The 25,492-nt window shown below is 63.8% G+C and carries 23 protein-coding genes; 9 read left to right on the top strand and 14 right to left on the bottom strand.

What is annotated here, in order from left to right; all coding sequences use genetic code 11:
- Window positions 1–73 precede the first annotated feature (73 nt).
- Window positions 74–1,006 (bottom strand): LysR substrate-binding domain-containing protein, encoded by a 933-nt coding sequence (locus tag ACSHT2_RS03125; RefSeq protein ID WP_440640337.1) that lies wholly within the window; start codon window positions 1,004–1,006, stop codon window positions 74–76.
- A gap of 100 nt (window positions 1,007–1,106) precedes the next feature.
- Between ACSHT2_RS03125 and ACSHT2_RS03120 the strand changes: the two genes are divergently transcribed.
- The 4 genes from ACSHT2_RS03120 (at window position 1,107) to ACSHT2_RS03105 (ending at window position 4,586) form a co-directional block, all read left to right on the top strand.
- Window positions 1,107–2,555 (top strand): MFS transporter, encoded by a 1,449-nt coding sequence (locus ACSHT2_RS03120; protein WP_440640336.1) that lies wholly within the window; start codon window positions 1,107–1,109, stop codon window positions 2,553–2,555.
- 289 nt (window positions 2,556–2,844) lie between these two features.
- Window positions 2,845–3,336, top strand: coding sequence for a hypothetical protein (locus tag ACSHT2_RS03115; protein ID WP_440640335.1), 492 nt, complete (start codon window positions 2,845–2,847; stop codon window positions 3,334–3,336).
- 3 nt (window positions 3,337–3,339) lie between these two features.
- Window positions 3,340–3,942 carry a hypothetical protein gene (locus ACSHT2_RS03110; RefSeq protein ID WP_440640334.1) on the top strand — a complete coding sequence of 201 codons (603 nt, stop codon included), beginning with the start codon at window positions 3,340–3,342 and terminating at the stop codon, window positions 3,940–3,942.
- Window positions 3,939–4,586, top strand: coding sequence for a hypothetical protein (locus tag ACSHT2_RS03105; RefSeq protein ID WP_440640333.1), 648 nt, complete (start codon window positions 3,939–3,941; stop codon window positions 4,584–4,586). The genes ACSHT2_RS03110 and ACSHT2_RS03105 overlap by 4 nt, the downstream gene beginning before the upstream one ends.
- 2 nt (window positions 4,587–4,588) lie before the next feature.
- Here ACSHT2_RS03105 and ACSHT2_RS03100 read toward each other — a convergent pair whose 3' ends face one another.
- The 3 genes from ACSHT2_RS03100 to ACSHT2_RS03090 form a co-directional block, all read right to left on the bottom strand.
- The gene (locus ACSHT2_RS03100) at window positions 4,589–5,368 is read right to left on the bottom strand and encodes an ABC transporter ATP-binding protein (protein WP_440640332.1); all 780 of its coding nucleotides are present in this window, start codon (window positions 5,366–5,368) and stop codon (window positions 4,589–4,591) included.
- The gene (locus ACSHT2_RS03095) at window positions 5,365–6,360 is read right to left on the bottom strand and encodes a FecCD family ABC transporter permease (protein ID WP_440640331.1); all 996 of its coding nucleotides are present in this window, start codon (window positions 6,358–6,360) and stop codon (window positions 5,365–5,367) included. The genes ACSHT2_RS03100 and ACSHT2_RS03095 overlap by 4 nt, the downstream gene beginning before the upstream one ends.
- Window positions 6,361–6,422: 62 nt before the next feature.
- The gene (locus tag ACSHT2_RS03090) at window positions 6,423–7,520 is read right to left on the bottom strand and encodes an ABC transporter substrate-binding protein (protein ID WP_440640330.1); all 1,098 of its coding nucleotides are present in this window, start codon (window positions 7,518–7,520) and stop codon (window positions 6,423–6,425) included.
- A 406-nt stretch (window positions 7,521–7,926) separates the two neighbouring features.
- Between ACSHT2_RS03090 and ACSHT2_RS03085 the strand changes: the two genes are divergently transcribed.
- Window positions 7,927–10,215, top strand: coding sequence for a TonB-dependent receptor (locus ACSHT2_RS03085; RefSeq protein WP_440640329.1), 2,289 nt, complete (start codon window positions 7,927–7,929; stop codon window positions 10,213–10,215).
- Here ACSHT2_RS03085 and queC read toward each other — a convergent pair.
- A complete protein-coding gene (gene queC / locus ACSHT2_RS03080) occupies window positions 10,212–10,934 on the bottom strand; it encodes a 7-cyano-7-deazaguanine synthase QueC (RefSeq protein ID WP_440640328.1) in 723 nt (240 codons plus the stop codon). The genes ACSHT2_RS03085 and queC overlap by 4 nt on opposite strands.
- Window positions 10,935–11,060: 126 nt before the next feature.
- Here queC and mazG point away from each other — a divergent pair, with 126 nt between their 5' ends.
- Window positions 11,061–11,936: a nucleoside triphosphate pyrophosphohydrolase gene (gene mazG, locus ACSHT2_RS03075; RefSeq protein ID WP_440640327.1), complete on the top strand. Its 876-nt coding sequence runs from the start codon at window positions 11,061–11,063 to the stop codon at window positions 11,934–11,936.
- Here the strand turns inward: mazG and hflX are convergent.
- From hflX to ACSHT2_RS03055, 4 genes are all read right to left on the bottom strand, one after another.
- On the bottom strand, window positions 11,924–13,303 hold the full coding sequence (gene hflX, locus ACSHT2_RS03070; RefSeq protein WP_440640326.1) for a GTPase HflX: 1,380 nt from the start codon (window positions 13,301–13,303) through the stop codon (window positions 11,924–11,926). The genes mazG and hflX overlap by 13 nt on opposite strands.
- Window positions 13,304–13,314: 11 nt before the next feature.
- Complete coding sequence (hfq, locus tag ACSHT2_RS03065) at window positions 13,315–13,563, bottom strand: RNA chaperone Hfq (RefSeq protein WP_007591126.1); 249 nt, start codon at window positions 13,561–13,563, stop codon at window positions 13,315–13,317.
- 302 nt (window positions 13,564–13,865) lie between these two features.
- Window positions 13,866–15,236, bottom strand: a complete 1,371-nt coding sequence (gene ntrX, locus ACSHT2_RS03060) for a nitrogen assimilation response regulator NtrX (protein WP_440640325.1) — start codon at window positions 15,234–15,236, stop codon at window positions 13,866–13,868.
- 17 nt (window positions 15,237–15,253) lie between these two features.
- Complete coding sequence (locus ACSHT2_RS03055) at window positions 15,254–17,662, bottom strand: ATP-binding protein (RefSeq protein WP_440640324.1); 2,409 nt, start codon at window positions 17,660–17,662, stop codon at window positions 15,254–15,256.
- A gap of 174 nt (window positions 17,663–17,836) precedes the next feature.
- Between ACSHT2_RS03055 and ACSHT2_RS03050 the strand changes: the two genes are divergently transcribed.
- Entirely contained in the window at window positions 17,837–17,983 is a 147-nt protein-coding gene (locus ACSHT2_RS03050; RefSeq protein ID WP_440640323.1) for a hypothetical protein, read from the top strand.
- Between the two features lie 169 nt (window positions 17,984–18,152).
- Here the strand turns inward: ACSHT2_RS03050 and ntrC are convergent, their stop codons facing one another.
- From ntrC to dusB, 3 genes are read right to left on the bottom strand one after another with little or no spacing between them, the layout of a single operon-like run.
- Window positions 18,153–19,595: a nitrogen regulation protein NR(I) gene (gene ntrC / locus ACSHT2_RS03045; RefSeq protein WP_122403283.1), complete on the bottom strand. Its 1,443-nt coding sequence runs from the start codon at window positions 19,593–19,595 to the stop codon at window positions 18,153–18,155.
- A 9-nt stretch (window positions 19,596–19,604) separates the two neighbouring features.
- On the bottom strand, window positions 19,605–20,780 hold the full coding sequence (locus tag ACSHT2_RS03040; RefSeq protein ID WP_028179545.1) for a two-component system sensor histidine kinase NtrB: 1,176 nt from the start codon (window positions 20,778–20,780) through the stop codon (window positions 19,605–19,607).
- Entirely contained in the window at window positions 20,777–21,778 is a 1,002-nt protein-coding gene (gene dusB / locus ACSHT2_RS03035; protein ID WP_440643029.1) for a tRNA dihydrouridine synthase DusB, read from the bottom strand. Before dusB ends, ACSHT2_RS03040 begins: the two co-directional genes overlap by 4 nt.
- Before the next feature lie 276 nt (window positions 21,779–22,054).
- On the opposite strand from dusB, the gene ACSHT2_RS03030 reads away from it, so the two are divergent.
- Both ACSHT2_RS03030 and ACSHT2_RS03025 read left to right on the top strand, forming a co-directional pair.
- Window positions 22,055–23,251, top strand: coding sequence for a bifunctional 2-C-methyl-D-erythritol 4-phosphate cytidylyltransferase/2-C-methyl-D-erythritol 2,4-cyclodiphosphate synthase (locus ACSHT2_RS03030; RefSeq protein ID WP_440640322.1), 1,197 nt, complete (start codon window positions 22,055–22,057; stop codon window positions 23,249–23,251).
- 3 nt (window positions 23,252–23,254) lie between these two features.
- Window positions 23,255–23,863: a CinA family protein gene (locus ACSHT2_RS03025; protein ID WP_319332723.1), complete on the top strand. Its 609-nt coding sequence runs from the start codon at window positions 23,255–23,257 to the stop codon at window positions 23,861–23,863.
- A gap of 21 nt (window positions 23,864–23,884) precedes the next feature.
- Here ACSHT2_RS03025 and ACSHT2_RS03020 read toward each other — a convergent pair whose 3' ends face one another.
- Window positions 23,885–24,664 carry a mechanosensitive ion channel family protein gene (locus ACSHT2_RS03020; protein WP_440640321.1) on the bottom strand — a complete coding sequence of 260 codons (780 nt, stop codon included), beginning with the start codon at window positions 24,662–24,664 and terminating at the stop codon, window positions 23,885–23,887.
- Between the two features lie 165 nt (window positions 24,665–24,829).
- A complete protein-coding gene (locus ACSHT2_RS03015; RefSeq protein WP_370112885.1) occupies window positions 24,830–25,009 on the bottom strand; it encodes a hypothetical protein in 180 nt (59 codons plus the stop codon).
- Window positions 25,010–25,492 lie beyond the last annotated feature (483 nt).

Here is a 25,492-nt window from a genome sequence, read left to right as displayed (position 1 = left end):
CTACGTGGGCTTGGTACGGTTAGCGACCAAGCGCGCAGGGAATGCGATAAGTCGCGAAGGGCCAAGAAACGGACTACGCAGCCGAAATATTCTTCACGGTCGTCTCGGCTTGCTCAGCAAGCCAATTCACAAACAATTCGACGCTGCGATCGCCGATCAGATCGGCTGGCCACTGGGCAACCTGAATTTTCGTGCACTCGACCGTGGGGTAATTGGCGAGTGCGGACATGAGGCGTCCAGACGAAACCGCATCTGCGACCAGAAGCGAGCGCCCCAGTGTCACGCCTGCCCCCTCGGCCGCAGCTGACATGCACATTCCCATGTCGTCCAGTGTCAAGCTTCCAGCGGCGGCGCCCGATTTCGGCAATCCCAAGCGTCTGAACCAGGAGGGCCAACCCCAGTCGCCGGTCGCGTTGTCGCCCTTGTGGATGAGCGGCAGGGCCAGCAGGCCGTCGGGGTCGGTCAGGGGACGCCGCCGGGGCAACAGGTGTGGCGCGCAGACGGGAAAAATCCGCTCCCAAAACAGAGGCAATTGAGTGGACGTCCGCCGCGCGTCCTCGCTCGCGTTCCAGACAATTCGCACGTCGAGCGGCCGCTTTGAGCTGTCCCCTGTCTCCAGCGGTTTGAGATCAACGTTGATCGACGGATATCGCGCCGTAAAGTCCGGCAGCCGTCGGACCAGCCACCAGGTTGCCAACGCCGACCCGGCGCCCACACGTAACGTCGTTCGGTTCGAGCGCCGACGCACCTGACCATCCAGCGCACCAAGCGCGTCGAGTGCTGCCGCAAGCTCTTGCCTAAGCTGCGCGCCGGCTGGTGTTATCTCGATCCCTGGATTCTGCCGCTGCAACAATGCTACCCCGAAGTGGTCCTCCAGTTTTCGGATCTGATGGCTGACCGCACTCTGTGTGACGCCCAACTCCGCCGCGGCGCGTGTGAACGAGCCATGGCGGGTGACAGCATCGAACGCGACGAGGGGGGCGAACGGTGGCAAGCGGCGTGGCATCTTAATCTCCTCAAGCCATGATACAGATTCATGAGCTTTTGAGGAACCATCATTCGACCAAAGCCTGTTGCCCGGCCATCCATGCTCCATGGAGGCCGAAATGACGATGCTTAACAAACTTCAGCAGGACGATGATGGAACGCGGAGTGCCAGTTGGCCTAATGACAACGGCCATCAAGGCAATCGGATGTCCCTGGAAACGGCGACGCTGCTTGCAGCATGCTTGAGCGGCTTTCTGTTTCAAGTCGACCTAACGGCTTTAGCGGCTGCCTTACCCGACATTGGCCACGACCTCGGTGCCGCTTCCGCACGAGCGGCCTGGGTCATCGACGTCTACAGCCTTGCTTTGATCTTCTGTTTGCCGATCGCAGGCAGCCTAGCTGACAGATACGGACGCGTTCAAATGTTCACTTGGGGTGCATGGCTGTTTGGCCTGGCCTCTCTGCTGTGTGCGTGCGTGAACACGCTCGAGGTTTTGTTGACGTTCCGCACACTGCAAGGTATCGCCGGTGCCTGCATCACCAGCACCTCGTCTGCCCTCCTTGCTGGTGCCTACGAGGGGCCGCGGCGGGCGCGGGCGTTTGGACTTTGGGGCACCATCGTTGGTGCCTCGATGGTCGCTGGCCCGCCGCTCGGATCGTTCTTGACCGGCACGATCGGGTGGCGTTGGATTTTTTGGATCAACTTGCCGCTTTGCGCTGTTTTGATTTTTCTGGCGCTGTACAGAATCGGCAGTGGGCTCGACCAGCAGCTCTCGAGCGCTAAGGTGGATTGGCTCGGTGCCGGCCTTCTTGCGATAACGTCGGCGACGCTCGCGTTTATGTTGCTGGAAGCCCCCGCGCTTGGCGGCGTCGCGTCAGCGGCGTTCCTGACAGGACTCGCCGCCTCGGGGATTGCGCTCCTTTTGTTCGTCTGGGTGGAACACCGACACCCCAACCCGGCGCTCGATCTTAAGCTGTTCGGATCTCGGCAGTTCATCGCGATGTGCCTCGTCCCGATCGCGGGATCGATCGGATTCTGGTCGCTTCTTGTTTACATACCGCAATTGGCGCGCGGACCATTGGGTCTCAGTCCGCTTGAGGCGGGCTGGCTCCTCGTCGCGCTCACATTGCCGATGATGGCGCTGCCGCGCTATGGAGCGGCTTTGACGACCCGCATCCCATCACGGTCATTCTTCTGTGGTGGTCTCGCGCTTATCGGGATGGCTGACTTGGCACTTGGTGCGATCTCCGGCGCAAATGCGGGGTCGGACAAGCTGGCAATGACAGTAGCTGCGCTGCTCGTAAGCGGGGCAGGCTGTGCCGTGATCAACACTCAGATCACTGCCGCCGCCGTGTCGGCGGTTCCAAGCGATCGTGCGGCGACCGCATCAGCCATTTGCGTCACCATGCGCCAAATCGGTTTCAGTTTTGGGATTGCACTTTTGGGTTCGGCCCTGCAGCTTAGTTCGAATGGCGACTATCGCGCGACTTTCATCGTTGCAGGCGCATCGACCCTTGCTCTGACGACCATCATCTACTGGCTTATGGGTGGGAAACAGGCTGCATAGCAGCGAGTCATCGACGGCAGTTCCGGGTCATTCTCGACTGATCCAGCGGGGACGGCCGGCAGCGTTGCGTTTGGTAGGATGCCTGCGATTCAAACTCCCAAACTAGGGCCTCTCGCATCTGTATCCCAAGGACGGAAGAGCTATGTCGCTGCTCGCGCTTTGAACTGAATCTAAGTTTGCCTTGTTGACCTCAGGCAGAAGCGCGGGATAACGCAAGCGACCAACAAACCGCTTCGTCATGTGGGGACCAGTGAGCGCAACAGCCGGACCAGGATCTACGGTCACCATTATGGCCGAGGAAGAACCCATCGAGATCGGTTTTCCGATGGTGGCCGCCTATCATGGCCAATCCGCGCTTGCCATGGCCGCGATCGTGTTTCAAGCGCAGCGGGCAGCGTTCGCTTTTCTATCGCCCGACACAGTACCGGCGCGACGCGACATCAGTATCGTGAGCGGGCACCCGGGCCCAGGTGTGCGGGACGCTTTCGAAGTCGTCACCCGCGCCGTGACCCGGGGGGCCTATATGGTAGACCGCTCGCTGCCCGAAGCGAGGTTCGTATCCGGCCACGACATTTCTTACAGCTTTCGAATTACGCTGGGCGAGCGAACCGCCGAGATGGCGTTGCTGCCTGGGGTATTGCCTGAGCGGTTTTTCGAACTCGTGTTCGCCAAGGATCGCACCACAGTTCAAGAGCGTGAGCTGAGTGCATTGAAGCGGTCCGTCGCCGAGGACGTCCTGGCGAAAGAACCTGGCGCTCTCTTCACTATACGTGCGAGTTGATACATGAAGCCGGGACTTGCTCTCAGCTTCGGCTATGACGACGGGTCGCTGCATGCCTTGACCGGTGCCAGAACCGAGCCGGAAATCCTGTTGCGCGACATCTATTCGCTGCCCGCTATCGATCTGAACGATTTCAGCGTCCTGTTCGTGAGCATGCATAGCGACCAGCGTTTCCTGGCGGCTCGCGCTCCCCAGATCGAGGAATATCTTGCTCGCGGCGGCGTCGTCGTTGCAAACGGTCACCTCGCCTACTCCTACCTTCCGCGGATGGCAGGTTTCCACACTATAGACAATTACAGGCTCAGCGACATCACGGTGCTGCGCCTCGCCGAGCATCCCATCTGGCACGGCATCGATCCGCATGATCTGACCTTCCGCCGCGGCGTCTCCGGCTTCTACGGACGGGTCTGGCACGACGCGCCGCCGGATGCGCTCATTATTCACGCCCTCGGTCAGCCGCACATGCCGCTCGACTTCATCTATCCGGTCGGTCGAGGTCACGTTCTATTCCATGGGGGCAATGACCTCTGGACCTTTGGCGGCGAGGACAAGCAGCTGGCGCCGCGGATCATGCAATGGGTCGCCGAGGGACGAGACGTTCAATGAGCCTGGCCATCCTCGACGGCGGCACGTTTTACCACCACGCGGCCATTCACGGCCCGCGCTATCGTGAGCTGTTCGACAAGACCATCTACGCCCCGGAACTCACGGCCGATGCCTTGGCCGGAGTCACCTTCCTGATCGTGCCCGATCGCATCAATCCGAACATCCTTCGCGCCAAGCGCGATGTCCTGATCGATTTCGCGAAGGCCGGGCACACGCTGGTTGTGTTTGGCGAAAATCGCGCCGACACGTGGCTGCCAGGCGTCACGTGGGAAGCGCGGCCAACGAACTTCTGGTGGTGGCTCGAAAAGAATGCGAGTGCGCCGAACCGCCTGCTGGCTCCCGACCACGAGCTTTTCCAGGCGGTACCGTTCGAGAGCACGATATGGCACTTTCACGGCGTGTTGACCCCGCCTGCCGGGGCTCGGGCGCTGATCGACGTTCCGGCCGATCCTGAGGGCCGCGACAGCGGTGGAGCGCTCCTCTACGAGGATCGTGTCACCCTGCCGGGCCGGCTGCTCGTCTCGACGCTGGATCCATTCTATCATCATGGCAGCAACTTCATGCCGGCAGCCACGAAGCTCCTCGACGGTTTCCTGCCCTGGGCCAGGCGAAAGGCCTCACCCCAACCCGATCCCGGCCTCTGATCTCAACGCGCGACCGGCAGATCCGGAGCCTTGCTCCGCAGGCCGTGCAGCGGCACGATGGCCGATGCCGTCTCCTCGTCCGCATGAACATCCACGCGGCGAACCGGCACGCCGTACATCCGCGCGAGATTGCTTTCGGTCAGCACCATCTCTGTCGGGCCGGAGATGTGCATGCCATTGCGCTGCATCAGCAAGGTCGTATCGGCGATGCCGATTGCATGGTCCGGGTGATGCGTCGTGAAGAGCACGGTGAGACCAAAGGAGCTCGCGAGGCGCAGCAGCAGGCGAAGCACAACGCCCTGATTGGCTATATCGAGCGCCGAGGCCGGCTCATCCAGCACCAGCACCTTGCAGTCGCTGGCCAATGCACGGGCCAGCAGGACAAGCTGCCGCTGTCCGCCGCTGAGCCGGTCGTAACGCTGATCCGCGAGGGCCAGGAGGCCGACTTCCTCGAGGCACGCGTACGCACGTTCCCTGTCCTTGTGGCCCGGAGAGCTGAACCTGCCGAGATAGCGGCTTCGTCCCAGCAGGACCATGTCGACGGCGCTATAGGACTGATCGGCCGTCAAGGCCTGCGGAACGAAACCCACATGGCCATCGATGCCGACGACTCCTTCCTCGAGGGTCAGCGTTCCGCTGATTGCGCGCAGTAAGGTCGTCTTGCCGCAGCCATTGGGCCCGAGGATCGCCGCGATCCGGGCCGAAGGAAAGGTCACGGACAGTCCGCGAAAGAGCCAGCGCTCGGATCCGTAGCTGTGGCCTGCATTCTCGATGCGGATCATCGTGCGCCGCTCCTCGTGGTGCGCCGAAGAAGCAGCGCGAAGATCGGAGTGCCGACGAGCGCGGTGATGATTCCGACCGGAATCTCCGCCGGCGTGAGTGACCGTGCGAGCGTGTCCGCCGCAACCAGGAAGATGGCGCCGAGGAACGTCGATACCGGCAGAAGCTGGCGGTTGTCCGCCCCGACCATCATGCGCGCAAGGTTCGGAATGATGAGACCTACCCAGCCGATGGTCCCGCTGACCGCAACCTGGGACGAGATCGCAAGACACGCCGCGGCCAGAAGGATCAACCGATCGCGAGCTGGATTGACACCGAGGGTTCGAGCCTCGTCATCTCCAAGCGAAAGAACGTTCACGCGCCATCGCATCCCGATGAGAACGGCGGATGCGATCGTGGTGCAGAACGCAATCAAGCCGAATTGCGGCCAGGTCGCTGACGCAAAGCTGCCCAGCAGCCAGAACACGATCACCTGCAATGTCGTCTCAGGATCGGCGAGATAGGTCACAAGTCCGACCAGAGCGCTGCAGAACGCGCTGACGACCACGCCCGCGAGGACCAGCGTGAGGGTCGGCGAGAGACGGTCGCTGCGATGAAACGCAAGCACGGCGACGAGCGCCAGGGCAGCTCCCCCAAAAGCGCCAATCTGGACGAGTGGCCCGAACCCGGCGAGGAAGATGACGGTGACGCCTCCGAGCGCGGCACCGGATGATGCACCGATGGTCTGCGGCCCGACCAGCGGGTTGCGGAAGATCGCTTGGAGCACTGCGCCGCACAGCGACAGACCGGCGCCAGCGATAGCGGCGGTGAGCACGCGCGGCAGCCTCACCGTTTCGACGACGACGGCTTCGGTGGCCGTCCACGTCGCTTTCACCGCAACCAGGTGCGACACGATGATCGACAGCACCGTACCGAACGGGACCTGATACCGTCCCGATGCGACCGACCACAGCAAGACCAGGATCAAGCCCGCGGCGAGCGCAACGTAAAGCAAGGCAAAGGATCGTTCACCCGGCGACTGGAGCCTCGGAGCCGATCGTGAGATAGCACTTCCCATCAATGCGCCCGATAAGCTTCGTAGCCGGCTGAGTCGGCGTTCTCCTTGAGATACAGGATGCTGTCGATCTCCTCATCCGTCGGACTGTAAGCGTAGAGAAAGCCGAACCAGTCCCTCACCGACATCCGAATGTTCTCCTGCACACGTTCGGGATGCAGCAGACCTGCCAGCCACAGCCACCCAAGGGCGGACTCGTGACTCGGCGGATCCCAGCGATAGCCACCGAGCGGGACGCGATACACGCGGCGAGCCCGAACCGCCTCGACGCCCTGCCAGCGCGGATCACGATATAGATCGGACGGCATCGTCGAATCGAAATTTCCAAGCAGGACGACTTGCGGATCCCACGTCAGGATCTGTTCAATGGTCACGGTGCTGATCGAAGCGGTGTCACCGATCGCGTTCTGGCCGCCCGCCAGCTGAATGGCCAAATCCTGCGCCGTTCCCCGGCCGCTGACGCGCAGCATGTTGGTGGCGCGATTGAAGTAGAGCACGCGCGGCCGCTGCGTCGGCGATAGATCGGCGAACCGAGACGCCAGCGAGTGCCGGGATTCTTCCTGCCTTCTGAGCAATTCGCCGGCGCGATCTTCCCTGCCTGCGATCTTCCCCATCAACTTGACGTACTCGGTGTAGTTCTCGAACGAACCCACGCGCATGCCGACGACGGGAATCCCGGTCCGATCCAACGGTCCGATGACTTCGTTGTTGTTGGCCCATTGCAAGATCGCATCGGGACGCAATGCGAGGATTGCCTCTACATTCGGGGCGAAATTCGATGCATCTCCGCCGGTCGTCACATCCGTTTGGATCTGCTTGAAGCCCGGAAACAGCTTTCCGGAAATGCCCTCTTGCATCGCGCGCGCGGCGTACTCGTTCATGCCGACGATCTTCCGGTCGCTGCCATCGATCGTCATGAACGTCGATGGTGCAGGGATCGGAATGATGACCAGGCGTTCCGGCAGTCGGCTGAAGAGCACCTTGCGGTTGCGCTGGTCAGTCAGATCAATTGCGTTTGCCGAGCCAATCTCGGCCAACGCAATCACAAGGATCGTCGCCAGGCCCAGTGATGGTCTTCCCCAACGCAGCGGCGGCAGCATGAATCCAAGGACCTCGAGGGCGCCAATGATGATCTGCGCGGCGCCGCAGACACGGCTACATAGTCCCACGCGAAGAAAATTCAAAAGCAAAATGTTGGTCGCACGCTGGAAGTACCGCTATCCGAAAATGGAATCGTTCCAAAGACGCTGCAGCTCAACCGCGGCAATGAGTGATCGAATGACATGCATTGACGCTTGATTGATGAGCAGAGCAACCGGCGCAATTTGAATAGCTCGAAACTGGCTCGCGAATGATGGCACCGGAGATGGTGACACGATAAGGACCCTGAGGCTGAGTGAATGCTGAGGGATACTGTCGATGTTTCGGAGAACTATCACGTTTGATTCCAGAAGAAATTCGTTCTTCTCATCGACCTGCAGTTTGAGTGTGGGGCTAGCTTGTGTCATGGCCACAGCATCGAGCGTGGTCGCAGAAGCCCAAACCGCGAGTAGCTCGTCACACCAATCGGTGCTGCCAGTGGTGATCGTGGAGTCAGGAAAACCGCCGAAGCCCCGCCGCGCGATGCGGCAGAGTGCAGCTCGCGGGACGCGACCAACTCAGTCACAGGCTGTCCAGCCGGCGCAAGGCCGGCAAGGCGCCGCAACAGCGCCCGAAGGCACGAACAGCGACTCCCTCAAGCCCATGGGCGGCAGGCTGCCGCAACCGGGAATTCCCCATCTGGCAGAGCAGAGCATCACGGTCGTCGATCGCGCGCAGATCGAGGCGACTTCGCCAACCGGCCTTCTCGATATTCTCGCCTCTGTTCCGGGGATCTCGATCGCTCGCTCCGGCGGCATCGGAGGTCAGATCTACCTGCGAGGGTTTTCCTCGAACAGCTTCCGCTCACCAATGTTTATCGATGGCGATCGCTTCCGTGGCCGCAACACGCTGCAGCTCAGCTATCTTGCGCCTGACGAAATCGAGCGCGTGGAAGTGATCCGCGGTCCGGGCTCCGTCGTCTATGGCAGCGAGGCATTGACCGGACTGGTCAACGTCGTGACCCGGTCGTACACCGGCGATACGTCGGGGCCGTTCCGGTTTACGGGTGGCGGCTGGTCAACGGGTTACGGAAGCGCCGCCAACTCGATCAGCACGTACGACTGGGTCAAGGGCGCCGGACAGGGCTTTGATTTCATCGGCGGCTTTGCCGGGCGCTGGGGCGGCGACTACCAAACGTCGCTCGGAACGGTGCCGAATAGCGACTATCAGAGCGTCGGCGGCAATATCAAGCTCGGCTACACGCCCGATATCGGCCAGAGGCTGGAGCTCTCCTTGCGCTCCTACAGCGAGGTCGATGGGCGGGCCGGCGGTGTCGGCGGAGCGCCGGGTGCGCCGTATCTCCAGGTCCGGCAGGACCCCAATCAGGTGCATTCGGCGCGCATCGCCTATACCGGCGAACTCGACGGCCTGGTGAAGCACGTCGAGAGCTCCTTCTACGTCAACTATTTCGACACGAAACTCTCGACGATCAACAACACGATCAACGCCGCGGGCATCACCACGAGGACCGTCAAATCCACCAGCCACGTCATAGGCCCCCTCGTAATCGGCGGGCGCTCACTGGCCGAGATTCCCTGGCTCAGTCCGTGGGGTGCAACGAAGACCACGGTCGGCCTCGACGGCTTCCGGGAAGCGCGGCCGGGCAGCGAATTGACGTCCGAGACCATCACCCGCAATGGGACGACGGGGATCGTGACGAGCGATGTGTTTTCGCCTTACACCAAGCAAGGCCCCGACACGACGCAATCCAACATCGGCACGTTCGTCCTGCATGAATGGAAGCCGATCCAGCCGCTGACGCTGTCCGCAGGGGGCCGTTTCGACTGGTTCAACACGACCACTGACACCTCGCCGCTCGCGTCCACCATTCCTGCAAATGTCAGAGCGTTGTATGCGAGCAAGACCAACGTGGATCAAACGGCTCCGACCGGAAGCCTTGGGTTCGTCTACGCCGTCCTGCCAAGCGTCGACCTGATCGGCAACGTGGCGACCTCGTTCCGTCAACCGACGAACTCCGAGCTGTTTGCCGTGACAGCCACTCAGCTTCCCAATCCGGACCTGAAGCCGGAACGCGGCGTGACGTACGAAGGAGGCGCACGCTTTCATACGACCAATGCAGAACTCAAGGTCACGGCGTTCGATACGCACTACGAGAACTTCCTTCAAACGGTCGCAGTGACGCTCAACGGTGTCGGCGGATACACCCAGTCACAGAACGTCGGCAAGGCCGAGGTGACCGGCGTCGAACTGGAGGCGCGCTGGCAGATGACGCCGTCCGTCAACCTGTTCACGAACTTCACCCAGCTGCGCGGTACCAACACGGCGACCGACAAGCCGCTGCCTTTTCTCGCTCCGTATCGCGGGCGGGTGGGGATACAATATGCGGACCCGGATGGCGCCTACTCGATCCTCGGCGTGATCGATTGGGCCGCCAGCAAGACCCGGATCGATCCGGCACAGGAGTATACGACCTCGGGATACGCCATTCCCAAGCTCTATGCGACGCTTCAACTGGGGAAACTGGTATCTCCGCAACTTGGCGATACCAAGCTGATCCTCGGCCTGGAAAACATCTTCAACACGGCCTATGTCGACGCCTCGACCTTTGTGAACCGCTCGTATCCACGGAGCTTCACGAACCCTCTCGTGGAGACCGGTCGAAACGTCTCGGTGAAACTGCAGCACACTTTCTAGCGGGCCTGCCTGCCCGCCACATACTCCGCCCATCCCTTTGCGCGCAGGCTGCACGCGGGGCACTCGCCGCAGCCGTAGCCCCAATCGTGCTGCGCGCCGCGTTCGCCGAGATAACAGGTGTGCGACTGCTCGCGAATGAGATCGACCAGCCCGTCGCCGCCGAGATCATGCGCGAGCGTCCAGGTCGCGGCCTTGTCGATCCACATCAAGGGCGTATGCAGCTCGAACTTGCGCGCCATGCCGAGTGAGAGCGCGGACTGCATGGCGCGGATGGTCTCGTCGCGGCAATCGGGATAACCGGAATAGTCGGTCTCGCACATGCCGCCGACGATGTGGTTGATCCCACGTCGATAGGCCAGTGCCGCGGCGAACGTCAGGAACACGAGGTTGCGGCCCGGCACGAAGGTGTTGGGCAGGCCATCGGCCCCCATCGCGATCGCGACGTCGCGCGTCAGCGCCGTCTCGGACACGGCCGCCAGCGTCGGGATCGACAGCGTATGGCTCTCGCCGAGCTTTGCGGCCCAATCCGCGCACAGCCCCTTGATGCCCTCGAACAGGCGGTCGCGGCAGGTCAGCTCGATGGCGTGGCGCTGGCCATAATCGAACCCCAGTGTCTCCACGCGCGCAAAGCGGCTGAGGGCCCAGGCGAGGCAGGTGGTGGAATCCTGGCCGCCCGAGAACAGCACCAGCGCAGTTTCGGATGAAAGTGCGTCACTCATGGTCCGCGCTTTAGCACTGTGGGGCTGGTCCGCCAATCCGTGGAAATCGGCACGTTCCGCCTCGCCGCGCTGGGAACGGCGGCCCGCTTTTGGCATAAGTCTGCAGAGCCAGGAGACTGCCCCGCAATGACCCCTTCCCGCGACATTTCCCGCCTGATCGAGATCATGGCGGCGCTGCGCACGCCGGTGACCGGCTGCCCCTGGGACCTCGAGCAGAACTTTGCGACGATTGCGCCCTATACGATCGAGGAAGCCTATGAGGTGGTCGAGGCCATCAGCCGCGGCGATCTCGACGATCTGCGCGAGGAGCTCGGCGATCTCCTGCTCCAGGTCGTGTACCACGCCCAGATGGCTTCGGAGCAGAACGCGTTCGATTTTGGTGACGTCGTCGAAGCCATCACGCGCAAGATGATCCGCCGCCATCCCCATGTCTTCGCCGACAAGGACGGCAATCTCGCCTCCTCCCATGTCAAGGAGGTCTGGGATCGCATCAAGGCCGAGGAGAAAGCCGAGCGCGCCGCGCGCCGGCCGCCGGAGGACGTGCCGTCACACAAATCGCTGCTGTCGGGCGTGAAGGCCGGCCAGCCGGCGCTGACGCGCGCGATGGAGCTCCAGCGCAAGGCCTCCACCGTCGGCTTCGACTGGAACGACCCGCGCGCGGTGCTGCAAAAGATCCGCGAGGAAGCCGACGAGATCGAGGCGGCATTGGACCGCAACGACAAGCAGGAGATTGCGGAAGAGACCGGCGACCTGATGTTCGCCCTCGTCAACCTCGCCCGCCATGTCGACGCCGATCCGGAAAGCGCGCTACGCGTGACCAATGCGAAATTCGAGCGGCGCTTCGCCTATATCGAGCGGACGCTGGAGGCGCAGGGTCGGACCCTTGAGCAGGCGTCGCTGGCGGAGATGGACGCGCTGTGGAATGCGGCGAAGGGTGAGGAGAAGCAGGCGTCAGGGGGAGGCAAGGACGTGCGCCGGGACGACACCGGTTATGTGGCGTGATGCGGCACCGCGTCGAACCTGTTCACCACGATATCCCGCTTGGTCTCGTCCACCCGTACGGTCATGTCGAAGCGGCCATCGTGCAGCTCCTTCGACAGGACCTCGGCATTGCGGTGCAGCCAGCTGATGCCGGCTCCGTCGGCGGCGTCGATGGAGAGATCGAGCGTGGTGCGTTTGGCGGCGAGGCGTTCCTCGATCGCAGCGAGCAGTGCGTCGACCCCCTCGCCTGTCACGGCTGAAACCAGCATCGCCGGATGATCCTCCGGCCTGCGCGCGGCGATGTTCAGAAGCTCTTCGCGTTGCTCGGCATCGTACCGATCGATCTTGTTCCAGACTTCGATGATGCGGCCACTATCATCGGGGTTGATGCCGAGCTGGCGCAGCACCGCGTCGACGTCGCTCTGCTGCGCCTCAGCGTCTTCATGCGAGATGTCGCGGACATGCAGGATGACGTCGGCCTCCAGCACCTCCTCCAGCGTGGCACGGAAGGCGGCGACGAGCTGGGTCGGCAGATTGGAGATGAAGCCGACAGTGTCCGACAGCATCGCCTTGCCGCCATGCGGCAAAGTGAGTGCGCGCAAGGTGGGATCGAGCGTCGCAAACAGCATGTCGGCCGCCTGCACGTCGGCGCGGGTCAGGCGGTTGAACAGCGTCGACTTGCCGGCATTGGTGTAGCCGACCAGCGCGACGACGCGGTACGGCACGCGTTGGCGGCCGGCGCGATGCAGACGCCGCGTCGCCTGCACTTTTTTCAGTTCGCTCTCGAGCTTGGAGATGCGCTCCTGGATCAGGCGGCGGTCGGCTTCGATCTGCGTCTCGCCCGGACCGCCCATGAAGCCGAAGCCGCCGCGCTGGCGTTCGAGATGGGTCCAGGAGCGCACCAGGCGCGAGCGTTGATAGTTGAGGTGCGCAAGCTCGACCTGGAGCGAGCCTTCTCTGGTCTTGGCACGGCGGCCGAAGATTTCCAGAATGAGCCCGGTCCGATCGAGCACCTTGGCATGCAGCTCCTTTTCGAGATTGCGCTGCTGGATCGGCGCCAGCGCGCAATCCATCACCACGAGCTCGACATCGAGGCTCTTGACCAGCCCGGCGATCTCCTCGACCTTGCCCTTGCCGATATAGGTCGCTGGCCGGATCTGGCTGATCGGCGCGATGATGGCGTCGGCAACGACGAGATCGATCGCACGCGCGAGGCCCGTGGCTTCATCAAGCCGGGCCTCGGCGTCGCGTTGGACATGGCTTTCCGATTGCGCGTCGGCATTGCCTGCGCGCACTCGCAAATAGGGGCCGATGACCAGCACCCGCCCCGTATTGGCCCCTGCCGACCGCGGACGGTCGGCATCCCCGTCGAAACTCCGGGGTTCCAATCAGATCACTCTCAAGCCGGCTGATCCTCGCCGCCTTCGAACAACTGGATGGGTGCGCCCGGCATGATGGTCGAGATCGCATGCTTGTAGACCAGCTGCGAGTGACCGTCGCGCCGCAGCAGCAAGCAGAAATTGTCGAACCAGGTCACGATGCCCTGGAGCTTCACTCCGTTGACCAGAAAGATCGTCAGTGGCGTCTTGGTTTTGCGAACGTGATTAAGGAAGGTGTCCTGTAGGTTTTGTGCGCGGTCTGCCGCCATTGTTTTTTTCTCGCTTTGAGTTTCTTTTTATTGCGCCGGTTGCGGCCCTCTTGTGACGTTCGGGGCCTCTCCCGGTTGCTGTCCCTCATGAGATCCCCCTCGGAAGGAACAGCGGTTCGATTAGAGGACAGGTCGGGATATTAGGCAAGCCGCTTCACGCGGCAGGCCACGCCCTATTGTCCCGGAAAACTACGGAAATCGATGATCTTACTCGCTTATTCCTGACGCCTGGCCGCAAGCTAGATTGTTGTTTTGACGCGTTTTCTTGACGCGAACCGGTCTCCACTCCGCTCGAAATCGCACTAGCCGACGCCGAGCGCTTTCAGTTTCCGGTGCAGCGCCGAGCGTTCCATGCCAACGAACTCGGCCGTACGGGAAATATTTCCTGAAAAACGGCTGATCTGCGCAATTAAATAGTCGCGCTCGAACACTTCGCGCGCCTCACGCAGCGGCAAGCCCATGATGTGCTCGCCATTGTTGCTGGTCGGCATCGCCGGCACCATGGAGCCGACGTCCTGCGGCAACATGTCGGCCGTGATGATGACCTCCGGCCCGCCTGCCGCGAGAATCATGACCCTCTCGACGTTGTTGCGGAGCTGACGCACATTGCCGGGCCAAACATGGGATTGCAGCACCGCCATCGCGTCCTGCCCGATCTGGCGCTTGGGCAGGCCGCTGCCGGCGGAAATCTGCTCCATGAAATAGTCGATCAATTCCGGAATGTCCTCGCGCCGCTCCGACAGCGCGGGCACGCGGATCGGCACCACCGAGAGCCGGTGGTAGAGGTCCTCGCGGAAACGGCCGGCCGCGATCTCCTCTTCCAGGTTGCGTGCGGTCGAGGAGATGATGCGCACATCGACCTGCACCCTGGCGGTGCCGCCGACGCGCTGGAACGACTGCTCCACCAGCACGCGCAAGATCTTGTTCTGGGTCTCGCGCGGCATGTCGGCGATTTCGTCGATGAACAGCGTGCCGCCATGGGCTTCCTCGAGCGCACCGGGCTTGCGCGCCTGCTCGCCATTGGACTGCTCGATGCCGAACAGCTCGTGCTCCATGCGCTCGGGCGTGATCGCCGCTGCGTTGATCACCACGAAGGGACCCTCGGCACGGCCCGAAGCCGTATGCAGCGTGCGTGCGGTCAATTCCTTGCCGGCGCCGGCGGGGCCGACGATCAGGATGCGGCTGTTGGCCTTCGCCGCACGCTCGATGGTCTGGCGCAGCTGGTTCATGCTCGGCGAACGACCGACGAGCTGACTGGCGCTCGGCGCGAGCTGCTTCAGCTCCTTGACCTCGCGCTTGAGCCGCGAGTTCTCCAGCGCTCTGGTCGCGACCAGGATCAGCCGGTCGGCCTTGAACGGCTTCTCGATGAAGTCGTAAGCGCCGCGCTTGATCGCGGCGACCGCGGTCTCGATGTTGCCGTGGCCGGATATCATCACGACGGGCAGATCGGCATTGTCTTTCTTGACCTGCTCCAGCAGCTGCAAGCCGTCGAGCTTGGAGCCTTGCAGCCAGATGTCGAGAAACACCAGATGCGGCCGCCGGTTGGCGATCTCGGCGAGTGCCGTATCGCTGTCGCGTGCGGTCCGGGTCACGAACCCCTCGTCTTCGAGAATGCCCGCAACGAGATCCCGAATATCGGCCTCATCATCGACAATCAGAATTTCACTTGCCATGGATCGCGCCTGTGTTGTCAGCTGCCTGTTGAGGCTTCGATTTTCGTTGAATCATTGGTCTTTTCAGCCGGCGCTTTGGTTCCGGCGGCCGGCTCTTTTGTTTCCAGCTCGTTGCTGGATTTCTCGACGGATTCCGTGACCGCCGCCTTGTTTTCCGGCCTGGTTGCTTCGTCGGCCGCGGGCGCTGGCTCGGAGCCCCCGGCTTTCGCGGGTTGCCCCGAGATCGCGAAGCGCATCCGCATCCAGGCGCCGCGCTGGCCGTCGCGGAAGTCGGAGGCGTCCTTCAGCTCGATCCGCCCGCCATGGTCTTCCAGCACGCGGCCGACGATGGCCAGCCCCAGGCCCGTGCCTTTGGCGCGCGTGGTGACGTAAGGCTCGAGCAGGCGCGAGCGCGCGACCTTGGGCAGGCCGATGCCGTTGTCGATGACGTCGATCAGCACGTCGTCGCCCTCGCGCGACACCACGACGTCGATGCGGCCTTTGCCGAGCTCCTCGGGGGGAACCTGCTCGATCGCCTCGGTGGCGTTCTTGACGATGTTGGTGACCGCCTGGGAGATCAGCCGCCGGTCGAACTGGGCGCGGAGCGGATCCTCCTTGAACTCGGCCTCGATATCGATCTCGGGATGGGCGACCTTCATCAGGAACACCGCCTGCCGCACGGTATCGGCGACGTCTTCGCCCTCCATCACCGGTTTAGGCATCCGCGCAAAACGCGAGAACTCGTCGACCATGCGCCTGATGTCGTCGACCTGGCGCACGATGGTGTCGGTGCACTGCTCGAAGATCTGCTTGTCCTTGACCTCGGTGATGGATTTGCCGAACTTGCGGCGGATGCGCTCGGCGGAGAGCTGGATCGGCGTCAGCGGGTTCTTGATCTCGTGAGCGATGCGGCGCGCCACGTCGCCCCAGGCCGAGGTCCGCTGGGCCGAGACGAGCTCGGTGATGTCGTCGAGCGTGATGATGTAGCTGTCGTGCGGCTGGTTCTTCTCGGCGCTGACGCGGACCGACAGATTGCGCTCGGCACCGTCGCGGGTGATGGTGATCTGCCCCTGCACCAGGCGCTGGGTCCCTTCCCGCGCCGTCTTCATCATCTCGTCGAGCTCGGGCAGCACGTCCGAGAGCGGATGGCCCAACGTCTCCGCTTCGGAGTGCCCGATCAGCTTCTCGGCGGAACGGTTGAGGATGCCGACGCTGCCGGAAGCATCGACGCCGATGATGCCGGCGCTCGCCGAGGACAGCACGGCCTCGATGAAGCGGCGGCGGCTGTCGATGAGGTCGCTGGCGTTGACGAGCTCGTCGCGCTGGCTGCGCAATTCCTGCGTCATCTTGTTGAAAGTCTCGCCCAGCTGGGCGAGATCGCCTTCCGACTGATGCACGGGCACCTGGACATGGAGGTCGCCGGTCGAGACCGTTTGCGCCGCGTTCATCAGCCGCCGGATCGGCGAGACCAGCGAGTTGGCGAAGTTGAGACCGATCAGCACCGAAGCCATCAAGATGGTCAGCGCGATCACCGCGAACATCAGCGCGAAGGCGACCTGGATGCCGAGGCGGCGTGACTCGATCTGGGCGTATTCGGCGACGCTGACTTCGGTCTGCTTGAGCTGATTGACGACATTCGGATCGAGCGGACGGGCGACATAGAGGAAGGTGTCGTTGAAGGCACGCAACCGGATCACCGCGGCAACGAAGCTCGCGTCGGGGAGCACCGCGATCTCGGGCTCGTTCTCGTTGACATTGCTGAGAAAGTCCGGCGCCGGTGGCGAATAGGCGAGCCGCATGCCGGTGTCGGCGGATTCCAGGATGTTGGTGTTCTTGTCGATGATCATCGCGCCGGGCAAATTGCGAGAGCCGGCACTGGCGGTCAGCATCTCCCGGAACGAGCGGCGGTCCTGATCGTAGAGCGGCCTCGCATGGGCGATGTCGTTGGCCATGCCGAGAATGTCGCCGCGGATCAGTTGAGCGTGGTCCTGCATATAGGCCCGCGCGATCGTCAGCGAATTCTGGATCACCTCCTTGGTCGGGCCGGAGAACAGCCGGTCGAGGCCGCGCTCGATGGTGACGTTGGCGACCACGGCGACCAGTACCGCCGGCAGCACCGCCACGATCGAGAACAGGCTGACGATCTGGACATGGAGGCGTGCCGCCGCCCTGCCCCGCCGCCGCGCCAGGATCAGCTGCCAGAGTTCCCTGATGATGATCCCGACCAGGAGCAGGATCGTGGCAGCGTTGATCAGGTAGAACGAGCGGACGACCTCGGGCGTCGGCTCGATCTTGGTAAGGCCGGTCAAGACCAGGAAGGTCAGGAGGGCCGACAGCAGCGCCAGCGCCACGGCAAAGGGGGCCAGCCAGCGTCGCACGGACCAACGCCGAGGCTCTTCCGCTGGGGCCGTGTCAAAGTGTGCGGCCGAGGTGTCTGCGCTGGTCATTCCGGCAATGGTGGTGCTGAAAACGGGGTCCGCGACGGGCGGATACTGATGTATTCGTACCACATTGTTGCCGAATTGCGACAATTCCGCGGCGCGACGCCCGCCGCGGACCGGCGCAATCCACAGGCAGGCTAACCAGAGGGAACGGATTCCCGCCGCCGCGGCTTGACCGAGATGGATAGGTTCTTTCTCGCGATCATGATTTCTGCCGTTCTGCTGCTGATCGTCGCCGCCGACCTCCTGGTCAACGGTCCCGGCCTGCAGGAGTCGCCGGCGGACGTCGCGCGCGTCCTGCCGTCCACAGGCACGATCATCAGGTGAATGTGTTCGCCGCCGCCGATGGTGGGATGTCCCATCCTTGTGCGACCGCGGAACATTTCGGCCCCACTCCGACTTCTGCTCATCGCGTCAGCCACAACGGCCAGCGCGATCCGGACAGGCTCAGCTCCGCCTTGGTAGGGGGAGCTGAGCCACCGTCGGCTTCGAAAGACTAGCCCCCGCTCCGATAGACCTGGATGTCGAGATCCCGGATCTTCTTGCGCAGCGTATTGCGGTTGAGGCCGAGCAGGTCGGCGGCGCGGATCTGGTTGCCGCGGGTGGCAGCCAGCGCGGCCGTGAGCAGCGGCACCTCGATCTCCTTGAGAATGCGGTGATAGAGGCCGGGCGGCGGCACGCCGTTCGGAAAGCCCTGGAAGTGCGAGGACAGATATGCCTCCACCGCGCCGCCGAGATTGTCGACGCCCTGCTGGACCGCAGCGCCCGGGCTGACCGAGGGCGGCGCGAGCTCGCCGTCGATGACGGAGGCCGTGATGACGTCCTGCGGATAGAGCGCGGCAAGGCGCCGGGCCAGATTTTCCAGCTCGCGCACGTTGCCGGGCCAGCGGTGCTGCTTCAGCCGCTCCAGCGCCAGCGCGTCGAGCTTCTTCGGCGGCAGCCCGTCCTTCTCGGCCAGCGTGAAGAAGTGCCGCACAAGATCCGGCAGGTCCTCAATGCGCTCGCGCAAGGGCGGCAGCCGCAGCGGCACGACGTTGAGGCGGAAGAACAGATCTTCGCGGAACAGGCCCTGCTGGATCAGGACACGCAAATCCTTGTTGGAGGCCGCGACGATGCGCACGTCGGTCTTGATCGGGGTGCGGCCGCCGACCGTCGTGTATTCGCCCTGCTGCAACACGCGCAGCAGGCGGGTCTGCGCCTCCATCGGCATGTCGCCGATCTCATCCAGGAACAGCGTGCCGCCCTCGGCCTGCTCGAACCGGCCGGAGGCGCGGGTGTTGGCGCCGGTGAAGGCACCGCGCTCATGGCCGAACAGCTCGGACTCGATGAGATCGCGCGGGATCGCCGCCATGTTGACCGCGACGAACGGGCCGTTGCGGCGCTTGCCATAATCGTGCAGCGCCCGCGCGACCAGTTCCTTGCCGGTGCCGGACTCGCCCGTGATCATCACGGTGAGGTCGGTCTGCATCAGGCGCGCCAGCACGCGGTAGATTTCCTGCATCGCCGGCGAGCGGCCGACCAGCGGGATCGCCTCCATCTCGGCGTCTTCGTCCGGGGTCGATGTCCGCTCCTTCGGCTCGGCGAGCGCGCGGCCGACGATGGCGATCAGCTCCTTGAGGTCGAAGGGCTTCGGCAGATATTCATACGCCCCGCGCTCGGAAGCTCGGATCGCCGTCATGAACGTGTTTTGCGCGCTCATGACGATGACGGGCAGATTTGGCCGCATCTTCTTGATTCGCGGCAGCAGGTCGAAGGCGTTTTCGTCCGGCATCACCACGTCGGTGATGACGAGATCGCCCTCGCCCTGGCTCACCCAGCGCCACAGCGTCGCGGCATTGCCGGTCAGCCGCACTTCGTAACCGGCGCGGGACAGTGCCTGATTGAGAACGGTGCGGATGGCGGTATCGTCATCGGCTACGAGAATGCTACCTGCGGGCATCGTTGATCCTCATTTTGCCCCCTGTGACGCAGGCGACGACTTCCCGGCAGAGTCGGCGCGACTGCTTTGATCGGCATGTTTCACCGATGTGGAATACATCGGCATCAGCACGCGGAAGGTGGTCTTGCGCGGCTGAGATTCGCATTCGATGATGCCCCCGTGATCGCCGACGATCTTGGCGACCAGCGCCAGGCCGAGACCCGAGCCGGTCTGCTTGGTGGTCACGAAGGGATCGAACAGGTTGGGCAGAAGGTCGTCCGGCACGCCTGGTCCGTTGTCCTTCACGCAGAATTCCAGCGGCAGGGATACCCTGGATTTTTGACCGGGGACTGACAGGCGCACGCCGGGGCGGAACGCGGTGGTGAGCTGGATCTCGGCGTCCGGCACGTCGATCAGGGCTTCGGCGGCGTTCTTCACGAGGTTGAGGAACACCTGAATCAGCTGATCCTGGTTCGCCAGCACCGGCGGCAGCGAGGGGTCGTAGTCCTCGACGAAGCGGATGTTGCGGGCAAAGCCCGACTGCGCCAGCCGCTTCACGTGGTCGAGCACCGAATGGATGTTGACGGGGCCGCGCACCACGGGACGCTCGTCTCCGAACACCTCCATGCGGTCGACCAGCGTCACGATGCGGTCGGCCTCGTCGCAGATCAGCCGCGTCAGCATGCGGTCCTCGGACGAGGCCTGCTGCTCCAGAAGCTGCGCCGCGCCGCGGATGCCGGACAGCGGGTTCTTGATCTCGTGCGCCAGCATCGCGGCGAGCGCGATCACCGAGCGCGCGGCGCTGCGATGGGTGAGCTGGCGGTCCATCTTGTCGGCGATGCTGCGCTCCTGGAGCATCACCACGATGTGGCCGGGCCGCTCCGTGAGAGGGGCCACGTGCAGATCGACCTGGCGGTCGCCGCCCATGCGCGGCGTGCCGAGATCGACCTTGTATTCGTTGACCGGCGAGTTCGACGAGCGCACCTGGTCGATCAGCGCCAGCAAGGGGCTGCCGAACGGCACCAGCTCCTTCAACGACTGCCGCTTCAGGAACTGCGTCGAGATCTCGAAGAAGGCTTCGGTCGCGATATTGGCGGCGACGATCTTGCCGTCCGGCCCGATCATGAGCACGGGGTTGGGCAAGGCGTCCAGGATCGCGTCGCTGTCGGACTGAAGCGGCCGACGATGTTCAGCGGCTGAGCTCATGCAGCAGCGCTCCATGCGAAGTCGTCGAAGGCGTCTTGCAGTGAATTGTGAACGAGGCGCGGATCCTCCGAGACCAGGATCTTTTGGCGCCAGGACTTCAGCTTTTCCGCCGGCGCACGGCTCACCTGCGCTGCGACATCGAGTGCCCAGCTCAGATGCTTGCGGGCATGCCTCAGTCCGATGCGCAGGCCATAGAGCGCGCAGACGCCATCATAGAGCGTGCGGACATAATGCAGCTGCGTTTCGAGCGAGGGCGTCGCTTCCTCGGCCCCGCCCTGCAGGCGGCGGCCGATCTGACCGGGCAGCCAGGGCTGGCCCTGCGCGCCGCGGCCGATCATCACGGCATCGGCGCCCGAGGCTTGCAATGCTGCGAGCGCCTTCTCGTAGGACGTGATGTCGCCATTGACGACGAGCGGGATCGAGATGGCCTCGCGCACAGCGCGGATCGCGCCCCAATCGGCCTCGCCCTTGTAGAACTGGCAGCGGGTGCGACCATGGACGGTAACGAGCTTGACGCCTGCGGCTTCCGCGCGCCGCGCCAGCTCCGGCGCGTTGCGCGTGCGGTCGTCCCAGCCGAGCCGCATCTTCAGCGTCACCGGCACCTTCACCGCCGCGATCGTCGCATCGATCAGGCTGAGGGCATGGTCGAGGTCGCGCATCAAGGCCGAACCGGACTGGCCCCCGGTGACGTGGCGGGCCGGACAGCCCATGTTGATGTCGATGATATCGGCGCCTTCGGCTTCGGCGATCCGGGCGCCTTCGGCCATCCAGTGCGTCTCGCAGCCGGCGAGCTGGACCACATGCGGACCGATGCCGGTGGCTTCGCAGCGCAACCGGGACATCCGATGGCCATTGGCAAGCTCATCGCTGGCGGTCATTTCGGACACGACGAGACCGGCTCCAAGCTCGGCGGCGAGCCGGCGGACGGGTGAGTCAGTCACACCCGACATCGGTGCCAGGAAGACCGGGGTGGCGATATCAATATCGCCTATTTTCAACGGCTTAGAGCCGGATACTGCCGAGCCGGTCACAGGGGTCTCGTTGACTGGGCAGGGCCTCATCGCGCCTGCCAGACCTATCTTGCGCACAATTCTTGTGCAGTCAAGCATCATGCCTACAGTTTAGACAGTTCTGCAAATCTTTCAAGTGCAGTGCAGCAAAATGCTGTTTCCCACAATCCGGGGAAACCCCCTTTTTTTGCGGGCCTGCCGTGCTAGAGGCATGCCGGCAACCCCTCCCCGACTCCTTGATGAGCAACTGAGTAATTGAGTCCTATGGCGAAATCACAGCGCACCGCAGTCGTCCTCGTCGCAGCCGGGCGTGGACTGCGTGCAGGCGCCGGCGGGCCGAAGCAATACCGCGAGATCGGCGGCGTGCCGGTGATCTATCGCGCCATGGAGGCATTCAGCCGCCACCCGGAGGTATCAGCGGTGCAGCCGGTGGTGAACCCCGACGACAGCGTCATGTTCACCGCAGCGGTCGCAGGGCTGAGGCACGAGCCGCCGACCAATGGCGGCGCCACCCGGCAGGCTTCGGTGCTCGCCGGCCTCGAAGTGCTGGCGAAGCACAAGCCGGACATCGTGCTGATCCACGATGCCGCCCGCCCCTTCGTCTCGGCAGGCGTGATCTCGCGCGCGATCGAAGCGGCGGGCCGCACAGGCGCTGCGATCCCGGTCGTTCCCGTCACTGACACCATCAAGCTCACCGGCGAGGGCGGCAATGTCGAGGACACGCCGGACCGGGCGCGCCTCAGAATCGCGCAGACGCCGCAATCCTTTCGTTTCGACGTCATTCTCGAGGCGCATCGTCGCGCGGCGAAGGACGGGCGCTCTGATTTCACCGACGATGCCGCGATTGCCGAATGGGCGGGATTGACGGTCGCAACCTTTGAAGGTGATGTTGCCAACATGAAGCTCACCACTCCCGAGGATTTCGTGCGCGAGGAAGCGCGCCTGGCCGCCCTGCTCGGCGACATCAGGACCGGCACCGGCTATGACGTGCACGCCTTCGGCGAAGGCGACCATGTCATGATCTGCGGCGTGCGCGTGCCGCACACCAAAGGGTTCCTCGCCCATTCCGACGGCGATGTCGGCCTGCATGCACTGGTGGATGCCATCCTCGGGGCACTGGCCGACGGCGACATCGGCTCGCACTTCCCGCCGAGCGATGCGAAATGGAAGGGCGCCTCCTCCGACCAGTTCCTGAAATACGCCATCGAGCGCGTCGCCCAGCGCGGCGGCCGCGTCGCCAATCTCGAGGTGACGCTGATCTGCGAGCGGCCGAAGATCGGCCCCTTGCGCGACACCATGCGCGCGCGCATCGCCGAGATCTCCGGCGTCGATATCTCCCGCGTCGCGGTGAAGGCAACGACCAGCGAGCGCCTCGGCTTCACCGGGCGTGAGGAGGGCATCGCGGCCACCGCGAGCGCCACCATCCGCCTGCCGTTCAGCGAAAAGACCTGGAGCGTCTAGGCCATGGGCGGCAGCGACGCACGCGCCCTCTCCCGCTCGCTGCTCGATCTGTGCCGGATGCGCAAGCTGACGATCGCGACTGCGGAATCCTGCACCGGCGGCCTGGTTGCCGGCGCACTGACCGACATCCCCGGCTCGTCTGACGTCATTGACCGCGGCTTCGTCACCTATTCCAACGACGCCAAGCGCGCGATGCTTGGCGTCGAAGCGAGCACGTTGACGAATTTCGGCGCGGTCAGCAAGGAGACCGCAACCGCGATGGCGATCGGCGCGCTGGAGCGCGCCGATGTCGATCTCGCCGTCGCCATCACCGGCATTGCCGGCCCTGGCGGCGCCACGCCCGGCAAGCCGGTCGGTCTCGTGCACTTCGCCGCCGCCGCGCGCGACGGCCGCATCATCCATCGCGAGCAGCGTTTTGGCGCGATCGGCCGCAGCGCCGTGCGCGCCCGCTCGGTGGTCGAGGCGCTGCGCATGCTGATGGAGCTCGCCCGCGGTCCGCAAGTCGCGGCCAAGCCGCAACGCGCCGCCGCAAGCCGCCTGCGACCGCGCGTGACCCGCTCGCCGCGCCGCCATGCGGTGAAGCGCAGGCCGCCGCGGGCGCCGCGAGGCTGAACGACAGCGCCGCGGAAACGCCTACGCCGCCGCGAGCAGCGCGCTGGCGTGGTCGAGCACGCACTGCCTGACCGCGTCCGCCTGTGACGGCCTTGCCTTCGCACTGACCGTCAATTCCAGGATCGGCGACGCCGGATTGGCGACATCGACCACTCTGGAGATGTTGACGGCAGGCGCAGCCTGACCGTCCATGCGGGAGTCATTGCGCAGTTCCTTCAGCATGCGATCGGCCAGCGCCGAAGCGGCGGCGGCCGGAACCGGAAACGCTACCTTGACCTCACCCGTGCCGGGATAGGCGCTGTGGTTGACGATCGCAGCACCCCACACCTGCCCGTTCGGCAGCAGGATCTGCGTGTTGTCGGCCGCGACGAGCTCGGTCATGAACAGCGATAGCGACCTCACCTTGCCAGCCCTGCCGGCGACCTCGACGTCGTCGCCGATGCGAAAGGGCCGGAACAACAGCAGCATCACGCCGGCGGCGAGATTGGAGAGCGTACCCTGTAACGCCAGGCCAATGGCGAGAGATGTGGCGCCCAGCACGGCGACGAGGCTTGCGGTCTGGATGCCAAAGAGCTGCAGCACGGCGATGCCGACCACCGCGAGAACGCCATAGCGCGCGAGGCTACCCACGAACAACGTCACCAGCGGATCGACGCGATGCGTGACGCTCAGGACGCGCGTGACGAAACGCTGCATCGCGCCGGACAGATACCAGCCGATGGCGAGCAGCAGGATCGCGTAGATCGCATTCAGCCCATAGAGAACGAGCGAGGCTCTCAGCGTGTCGAAATTGACGGTCATGGCGGCTCCAACCAAGGCAATCGGTTGAGAACTCGCTGTCGCGGAAAATGATCCCCTTCGGGGCTTGCCAATCGTCAAGCGCCGGCCGCGGGATCGCATGGGTGGAAGTGACGTGAACCTCGGGCACTGACCGGCTGGAATATTCCAGGTTCACCGCGAGTCCCGTTATGGCGCCGCTCGCTGGATACGATAGATGACGGGGAGCTTCTGCTCGATCGCCTTCGCGAGCACCGTGCCCGTGGTCCGTCCGAGCTCTTTCGCGATCGCCGCAATCGGCTTGGTGCCTGCGAGCTCCCTGAGCCGGTTGAGATCCTCCTCGCTCCACGATTGCTTCCAGCGCGCCATCTGTCCAGTCCGACTCCACCAGCCCCGCCCCCGACTCGGATTGTAGTTGAACATTTCATGAAATACACCCCGTACATGTGTACCGCTCGCGGCAAGGGGGGGCGTCGCTGCTCCACGTTTGACGCGCAGACGACAGGTGGTCACCTTCGCCACAGGAAGTATAACTCCTTGATTGTGCGCCGCGGCTTGCGCGTGACAGCCCATCCCTACCAGTCCTTGTGCCAATCACCGGGTCAATCGGCGCGCGCGAAAAGATTCCACTTTACCGAAATTCGGCTTTGACGTATTCCTCCGCCACCTCACCCCGGTCAGAGGGGCGTATCGCGATCGTCACGACACGCGGGGTGAGCTGCGGTGGACGCAGGCAGCATCGGCGCGAGAGACTTCGCAGGGCGGGCGACCGTGAGCGACCGGTCTTCACGCACACGACCGGTGTGATCTGCGTACGGCAAAACCGCTGGCGCCCGGGGTCTGTGCGCCAAG

It is taken from the genome of Bradyrhizobium sp. PUT101, assembly GCF_052043945.1.
Classification (GTDB): Bacteria; Pseudomonadota; Alphaproteobacteria; order Rhizobiales; family Xanthobacteraceae; genus Bradyrhizobium.
The sequence above is the reverse complement of the archived record's forward strand: the minus strand, read 5'-3'. Positions and strand labels throughout refer to the sequence as shown.

Coding starts and splice junctions, on each gene's coding strand:
- ACSHT2_RS03085 (WP_440640329.1), top strand. CDS start 7,927: ATGGCCACAGCATCGAGCGTGGTCGCAGAAGCCCAAACCGCGAGTAGC.
- mazG (WP_440640327.1), top strand. CDS start 11,061: ATGACCCCTTCCCGCGACATTTCCCGCCTGATCGAGATCATGGCGGCG.
- ACSHT2_RS03120 (WP_440640336.1), top strand. CDS start 1,107: ATGACGATGCTTAACAAACTTCAGCAGGACGATGATGGAACGCGGAGT.
- ACSHT2_RS03100 (WP_440640332.1), bottom strand. CDS start 5,368: ATGATCCGCATCGAGAATGCAGGCCACAGCTACGGATCCGAGCGCTGG.
- ACSHT2_RS03025 (WP_319332723.1), top strand. CDS start 23,255: ATGGGCGGCAGCGACGCACGCGCCCTCTCCCGCTCGCTGCTCGATCTG.
- ACSHT2_RS03020 (WP_440640321.1), bottom strand. CDS start 24,664: ATGACCGTCAATTTCGACACGCTGAGAGCCTCGCTCGTTCTCTATGGG.
- ACSHT2_RS03030 (WP_440640322.1), top strand. CDS start 22,055: ATGGCGAAATCACAGCGCACCGCAGTCGTCCTCGTCGCAGCCGGGCGT.
- ACSHT2_RS03125 (WP_440640337.1), bottom strand. CDS start 1,006: ATGCCACGCCGCTTGCCACCGTTCGCCCCCCTCGTCGCGTTCGATGCT.
- ACSHT2_RS03115 (WP_440640335.1), top strand. CDS start 2,845: ATGGCCGAGGAAGAACCCATCGAGATCGGTTTTCCGATGGTGGCCGCC.
- ACSHT2_RS03110 (WP_440640334.1), top strand. CDS start 3,340: ATGAAGCCGGGACTTGCTCTCAGCTTCGGCTATGACGACGGGTCGCTG.
- ACSHT2_RS03040 (WP_028179545.1), bottom strand. CDS start 20,780: ATGAGCTCAGCCGCTGAACATCGTCGGCCGCTTCAGTCCGACAGCGAC.
- ACSHT2_RS03050 (WP_440640323.1), top strand. CDS start 17,837: ATGGATAGGTTCTTTCTCGCGATCATGATTTCTGCCGTTCTGCTGCTG.
- ACSHT2_RS03015 (WP_370112885.1), bottom strand. CDS start 25,009: ATGGCGCGCTGGAAGCAATCGTGGAGCGAGGAGGATCTCAACCGGCTC.
- hfq (WP_007591126.1), bottom strand. CDS start 13,563: ATGGCGGCAGACCGCGCACAAAACCTACAGGACACCTTCCTTAATCAC.
- queC (WP_440640328.1), bottom strand. CDS start 10,934: ATGAGTGACGCACTTTCATCCGAAACTGCGCTGGTGCTGTTCTCGGGC.
- ntrC (WP_122403283.1), bottom strand. CDS start 19,595: ATGCCCGCAGGTAGCATTCTCGTAGCCGATGACGATACCGCCATCCGC.
- ACSHT2_RS03105 (WP_440640333.1), top strand. CDS start 3,939: ATGAGCCTGGCCATCCTCGACGGCGGCACGTTTTACCACCACGCGGCC.
- ACSHT2_RS03090 (WP_440640330.1), bottom strand. CDS start 7,520: ATGCTGCCGCCGCTGCGTTGGGGAAGACCATCACTGGGCCTGGCGACG.
- ntrX (WP_440640325.1), bottom strand. CDS start 15,236: ATGGCAAGTGAAATTCTGATTGTCGATGATGAGGCCGATATTCGGGAT.
- ACSHT2_RS03055 (WP_440640324.1), bottom strand. CDS start 17,662: ATGACCAGCGCAGACACCTCGGCCGCACACTTTGACACGGCCCCAGCG.